Origin of the sequence: Coprococcus sp. ART55/1, from assembly GCF_000210595.1 — a bacterium.
GTDB lineage: Bacteria > Bacillota > Clostridia > Lachnospirales > Lachnospiraceae > Coprococcus > Coprococcus aceti.
Genome location: NC_021018.1, coordinates 20,018 through 26,073 on the forward strand (window position 1 = coordinate 20,018; position 6,056 = coordinate 26,073).

Sequence of the window (6,056 nt, forward strand, 5' to 3'; positions counted from 1 at the left end):
AGTGTCTGCACAAGCTTATTGAGCAGCGATCCATGGCATATATCCTTTGCAAAGTTTGGAAGCATGGCTTCCGGTATGAATAAGCCGCTCACATAGGCCAGTATGACAGTGACCACAGTGAGAAGCAGTGTGCAGCCGTGTATCCCTGCGGGAAGCAGACTTATGAGCAGTGTATATACCGCGACACATGTAGCTATGACGATTCCGAACAGTATCCCACTCATGTGGATATTTACATGCAGTTCATCGATAAACAGTGATGCCAGGGCGAGAGCCATGTATACAGTTATATAAAGGATATACAGCCATATGAACATGGATATGAAATTGCTGACATTGCGTCTGACTTTGCCAATTCCCTGTGACCTGAGCTTTGTTATGTAAGAGGCTGGGAGGTCGAGCAGGAATGGGAAGAAAACAACGCTGCACAGCATCATCATGAGAAGGACCGCCGCACTTGTGTAGAAGTCGGTGGTATTTGCTGCTCTGGTTGCATTTATTTTGTCGACGGTGAAGTTGGCAGTCCTGTCAAGAACCTTAGTCATGAACATGGCATTTACATCGTTGCTGAGCGTGTCCTGAATATCCTCGGGAAGCTCCATGTTCCTTCCTATCGCCTGAACCGAATATATGGCCGCCTGGGATATGCCAAGCATGGAGGATGTGGAGCGGAAGAGGTCATTCAGCACAAATGTATCGATGGACCGGTTGTCAGAATAGTATACCTCGACAGGTGTGTTCGTTCCGTCCATGATGTCGCTTATGATATTGTCAGGGACGTAGATCACAGCGAACAGGTCTCCGTCAGAGAGCCTTGAAAGGGCTGTATCCTTGTCTGAAAATTCTGTGAATACACATGATGAGCGGTAGCTGTCCATATCAGATATCGTGTTGTATGCCATCTGTGCGGTTTTTGAATCTGCACTCATCACGATTCCGATTGAAAGTGGTTCGGAGCGGTCATCAGAGTAGATAAAAGAGTTCGCGTTTAATGCAAGACATAGGAAAACCGTCATCATGACAAATGCTGCGACTACCATGTATATTCCATAATGAGCTATTCTTTTCAAATCAGTTCGTATAAGTCGGTAAAACATAAAACTCCTTTAGATAAAGCTATGATCTGATCAGATTGATGTAGGTTTCAGGTGAGGTGTATCCGGGTGAGATATTTCTGTCTATGGCCAGTTGGATGTGTCCATTTTTCAGTGTGTATATCTTGTTACATATATCCAGCGCAGATGTCTCATGTGTGGCGATGATGACACTTCCTCCATGTGATATGTAATTCTGGAGATAGCTCAGTATCCCGTTCTTGCATAGAAGATCAAGCGAGGCCAGAGGTTCATCGAGAAGAAGCAGATCCGGGTCAGACATCATCGTGATGGCAAGGCTTAGCCTCTTCTTCATTCCACCGGAGAGCTTTGAGACACGTTTGTCCAGAAATGAATCCACACCGAGAGACTGACATATGCTCATATTGTGGGAGTTCATGACTGTTTTCCTGCTTCCGGGGTGCCACAGTCTGATGTTGTCAATGGCTGTGAGTTCCGGTATGAGTGGATTGTCCTGTGGGAGCAGAGCAGCATTTGCCTGACAGTCGAAACAGAAGCACCCTGAGTCTGGCTTTATGTTTCTGGATAGTATTCCCAGCAGGGTGGATTTACCCGATCCGTTGATTCCCAGAAGGGCGATGCATTCACCCGGGGATACGGACAGTGACACATCTGTCAGAACTTTATTTTTGCCGTAGCTTTTGCTCACTGAAGAGACAGAAAACATCTAGTATTCCTCCTCTATTACCTGAAAATCAAGGTAGTCAAAATCTATATCCTCCACAAAGTTATCCGCTGTGAATCTGGTTCTGGCGTGGTGGATAAACTCATCCTTATTCTTCTTAAGCCACACCGGCTTTGCCAGGTCAAACTCGTAGCACATATCCTCAAGGGCCTTGTATACCTTGTGGGTACGCGTCATCTCGTAGTCGGATATGCATATCACGGTATCCTTCATGAGGTGGTTATCTTTTATAAGTTTTCCCCATACTCTAAACATATATTATCCTCCATAAGGGTTATTTGAGATCGTACCTGACTAGTATATAACATTTGTGCACAGAATTAAAACAATAAAGACACAAATATGACACATTTACTGCGTATAGTAACAACTGTAAGAAAGAGAAAGGTACCGATTACAGGAATTAAGATAATAAAGATGCGAAAGGATGATAGAGATGGAACAGGAAAACAAGAACCAGATGAATGGAAATAGTGGTCAGGCACCGCAGCAGGATGGTCTGTATCATTACAGCTATATGAACAATAGAGGAGATTCAAGATTTGACAGACCTTCAACAAATGCTTCACAGCAGACACAGAATGTTCAGGGCGCACAGTCAGCGCAGAACAATCAGACAGCCGGTGTACATGGCTCAGCACAGAACGCTCAGACTGCCGGCGCACAGAGTTCATCGCAGAATGCTCAAACAGTCGGTACACAGAACGCTTCATATTCAGGTTTTCAGAGAAATGTAAATGGCATGGAAGCATGGTATGACAGCCAGAGAATGAATCAGGGTTATCAGAATCAGGCAGGCAATCCAATGAACAATATGGGAACAGGAAAGCCTTCAGATAACAATATGAGACAGAAGAAGGCAAAAGATAAGAAGCCAAAGAACAGGAAGAGCGGATTTGGCAAGAAGGCAGCAGGTGTGGTTGCAGCGGCTGTTGTATTCGGACTTGTGGCAGGCGTTGTATTCCAGGGGGTCAGATATGGATCGGATAAGCTTCTCGGCAAAGATTCGCAGACCACAACAGAGCAGAGTGCTGAGGGTTCAACAGAGAACAATGCACCACAGCTCAAGCAGGCATCATCAGACACGACAAGTACAGTGTACGATGTGTCAACGGTTGCCAAGAAGGTTATGCCTTCCATCGTATCGATCACAGGAACATACGTAACAACATATGATTACTGGTTCAATTCATATCAGCAGGAGTCAACAGGAGCCGGTTCAGGTATCATCATCGGCAAGGATGACCAGTACCTGTATCTTGCAACTAATTATCATGTGGTACAGAATGCTAAGTCACTGTCAGTTACATTTGTCGATGACAAGAGTGCAGATGCGGTGGTAAAGGGATACGTTGAGAACAATGATATAGCAGTTGTCACAGTTAAGCTTTCGGACATATCGGATGACACTTTGAATGAGATAAAGGAGATTCAGGTAGGTTCATCGGATGATCTTGCAGTGGGTGATCCGTGCGTGGCAATCGGAAATGCACTTGGATATGGACAGTCAGTTACAGTTGGATATATAAGCGCACTTAACAGAGAGATAAGTGCTTCAGATGAGACAGTAAAGGTACTTCAGACAGATGCAGCCATCAACCCTGGTAACAGTGGTGGTGCCCTTGTCAACATGCAGGGCGAGCTGATCGGTATCAACACAGCCAAGTATTCAGATACAAGCGTTGAGGGTATGGGCTATGCACTTCCTATATCAGATGTACAGGATATAATCAATGACCTGATAGCAGGCAAGAATGTGTCAAATGATGGAACAACATCAGGACAGGCTTACCTCGGTATATCTGCCCAGACCATCACAAGCCAGTACGCACAGCTCCTGAACATGCCTGAGGGTGTATATATCTCATCAGTTGAGCAGGGTTCAGCAGCAGAGGAGTGTGGACTCCAGTCAGGAGATATCATTTGCAGCCTTGACGGTGAGGACATAGCAGATATGGAGACATTCCACGACAAGATCGTGGCCTGCAATCCTGGCGATAAGGTATCTATCGTATACTACAGAAACAACAATGGTAACTACGAGAAGCAGACTGCTACAGCTACGCTGAAGGAGAAGCAGTGATAAGCCAGATAATTCAGTGGTGATTTAGCACGGAGCTAACAGAACTGAAAGCCTATAGATTGATATAACGGCACCTGTAAGTGAAATTACAGGCGCCGTTTTGTATGTAAGATATGTGGCTGTCAAAATTGTAATCTGCCTGCATTGTATCGGAAGTCCTCGTATTCATCCGGTATGCGGTCAAGTTCGGCGGTAAATGCCTGTGGATTGTAAATTTGCTTGCAAATATACTTTAAATGGTGCATTATAAAGAGTACGCTTAAGTATAGCGTAAGATTTGGAAAAATGAAAAAGAAAGGTTTACATAACAATGTACAAAATACTTTGTAAGGATGGAAGGGCAAAGAGAGCTGAATTTCAGACTGTTCACGGAACAGTGCAGACACCTCTGTTCATGAATGTTGGAACGGCAGCAGCCATAAAGGGAGCTGTGGCAACAACGGATCTCAAGGACATAGGATGTCAGATCGAGCTGTCAAATACATATCATCTCCATGTGAGACCTGGGGATAAGATAGTCAAGCAGATGGGCGGTTTACATAAGTTTATGTACTGGGACAGACCGATACTCACTGATTCAGGCGGATTCCAGGTATTCTCCCTGGCGGGACTCAGGAAGATCAAGGAGGAGGGCGTAACCTTCAATTCCCATGTCGATGGACGCAAGATATTCATGGGACCTGAGGAGAGCATGCAGATACAGTCGAATCTGGCATCTACAATAGCCATGGCATTTGACGAGTGTGCCCCTGCACTGGCTGACAGACAGTACGTGGAGAATTCTGTTGCGAGAACAGCCAGATGGCTTGTCAGATGTAAGAATGAGATGGAGAGACTTAACAGTCTGCCGGATACGATCAACAAGAATCAGCTATTGTTTGGAATCAATCAGGGTGCCATATACGAGGATATCAGAATAGATCACGCCAAGAGAATCAGCGAGCTTGATCTTCCGGGATATGCCATAGGAGGACTTGCAGTAGGAGAGACAGCAGAGCAGATGTACCACATACTCGATGTGACCGTTCCGTATCTGCCTGAGGACAGACCGACATACCTCATGGGTGTTGGAACCCCTGCAAATATACTTGAGGCGGTCGACAGAGGTGTTGATTTCTTCGATTGCGTATATCCATCCAGAAATGGACGACACGCCCATGTGTACACGAAGCATGGCAAGATGAATCTCAAGAATGCGAGATTTGAGACAGACGACAGACCTATAGAGGAGGGCTGCGGATGCCCTGCATGCCAGCACTATAGCAGAGCGTACATCAGACACCTGCTCAAGGCAAATGAAATGCTCGGTATGAGATTTTGCGTCTTGCATAATTTGTATTTTTATAATAATATGATGAAAGACATCAGAGAGGCTATAGAAGAAGGAAGATATCAGTCATATAAGAAATCGATGCTTGAGAGCCTTGCTGGTGGAGAAGAGTAATCAAAAAGGAGATTAGAGAATGAATTCACTTTCAACAATTTTATCATCGTCAACAGGAACACAGGCCAGTGGCGGTTCATCAGTTATGTTTATTGTTGTATATATTGCCATATTTGCTGCAATCATTTACTTCATGATGATCAGACCACAGAAGAAGCAGAAGGCCAAGACAGACCAGATGCTTTCACAGATGGAGCCTGGTGATAATATCATGACAACCAGTGGTTTCTACGGAACCATCCTTGATGTGGTTGATGATTCAACTATCATCGTAGAGTTTGGTAACAACAAGAACTGTCGTATACCGATGCACAAGAGCGCTGTTGCAGAGCTTGAGAAGCAGGGATCATCAACAGTCACAGATGATGATAAGGATAAGAAGTCAAAGATATAATAAAGGTATCATCAGAGTAAATAAAAAAGCGGTCATTATACAGTGACCGCTTTTTTATATCCTGAAATACAGCTTCCGTGATCCGAAGACCGCCCCTTCCGGTTCCCACGGATATGTCGGGTTTGGCTGCGCCGTGGAAGTCGGAACCTCCTGATATGAGGAGCCCGTGTTTTCTGGCAATCTCCCTAAGCCTTCCGGATTCATAGGCATTGTTGGAGGAGTGGTAGACCTCAAGCCCTGAAAGGCCATATGGCTTCAGTTCTTCAAGCATGTCCTCTATCTGTTTATATCCAAATCCGTATATGAGGGGATGGGCGATGAAGGCAGCCTTGCCG

General features: G+C 45.1%; 6 protein-coding genes and 1 pseudogene. 3 read left to right on the top strand and 4 right to left on the bottom strand.

Features of this window, described 5'->3' with window-relative positions; all coding sequences use genetic code 11:
- The 3 genes from CCU_RS00090 to CCU_RS00100 all read right to left on the bottom strand — a co-directional run.
- Positions 1-1,097, bottom strand: a 1,097-nt coding sequence (locus CCU_RS00090) for an ABC transporter permease (protein WP_208895852.1), incomplete at its 3' end; no start/stop codon positions are given.
- A gap of 19 nt (positions 1,098-1,116) precedes the next feature.
- Entirely contained in the window at positions 1,117-1,782 is a 666-nt protein-coding gene (locus CCU_RS00095; RefSeq protein ID WP_015533104.1) for an ATP-binding cassette domain-containing protein, read from the bottom strand.
- Positions 1,783-2,055 (bottom strand): hypothetical protein, encoded by a 273-nt coding sequence (locus CCU_RS00100; protein WP_015533105.1) that lies wholly within the window; start codon positions 2,053-2,055, stop codon positions 1,783-1,785. It abuts the gene before it with no gap.
- Between the two features lie 181 nt (positions 2,056-2,236).
- Here CCU_RS00100 and CCU_RS00105 point away from each other — a divergent pair, with 181 nt between their 5' ends.
- The 3 genes from CCU_RS00105 to yajC all read left to right on the top strand — a co-directional run bounded on the left by CCU_RS00105 (position 2,237) and on the right by yajC (position 5,721).
- Positions 2,237-3,883, top strand: coding sequence for a S1C family serine protease (locus CCU_RS00105; protein WP_243440821.1), 1,647 nt, complete (start codon positions 2,237-2,239; stop codon positions 3,881-3,883).
- 310 nt (positions 3,884-4,193) lie between these two features.
- Positions 4,194-5,327 (top strand): tRNA guanosine(34) transglycosylase Tgt, encoded by a 1,134-nt coding sequence (gene tgt / locus CCU_RS00110; protein ID WP_015533107.1) that lies wholly within the window; start codon positions 4,194-4,196, stop codon positions 5,325-5,327.
- Positions 5,328-5,346: 19 nt separating this feature from the next.
- Positions 5,347-5,721 (top strand): preprotein translocase subunit YajC, encoded by a 375-nt coding sequence (gene yajC, locus CCU_RS00115; protein WP_015533108.1) that lies wholly within the window; start codon positions 5,347-5,349, stop codon positions 5,719-5,721.
- On the opposite strand, the pseudogene CCU_RS00120 reads toward yajC, so the two are convergent.
- Positions 5,684-6,056, bottom strand: a pseudogene (locus tag CCU_RS00120) (hypothetical protein); the annotation flags it as partial. The gene yajC and the pseudogene CCU_RS00120 sit on opposite strands and share 38 nt — an antisense overlap.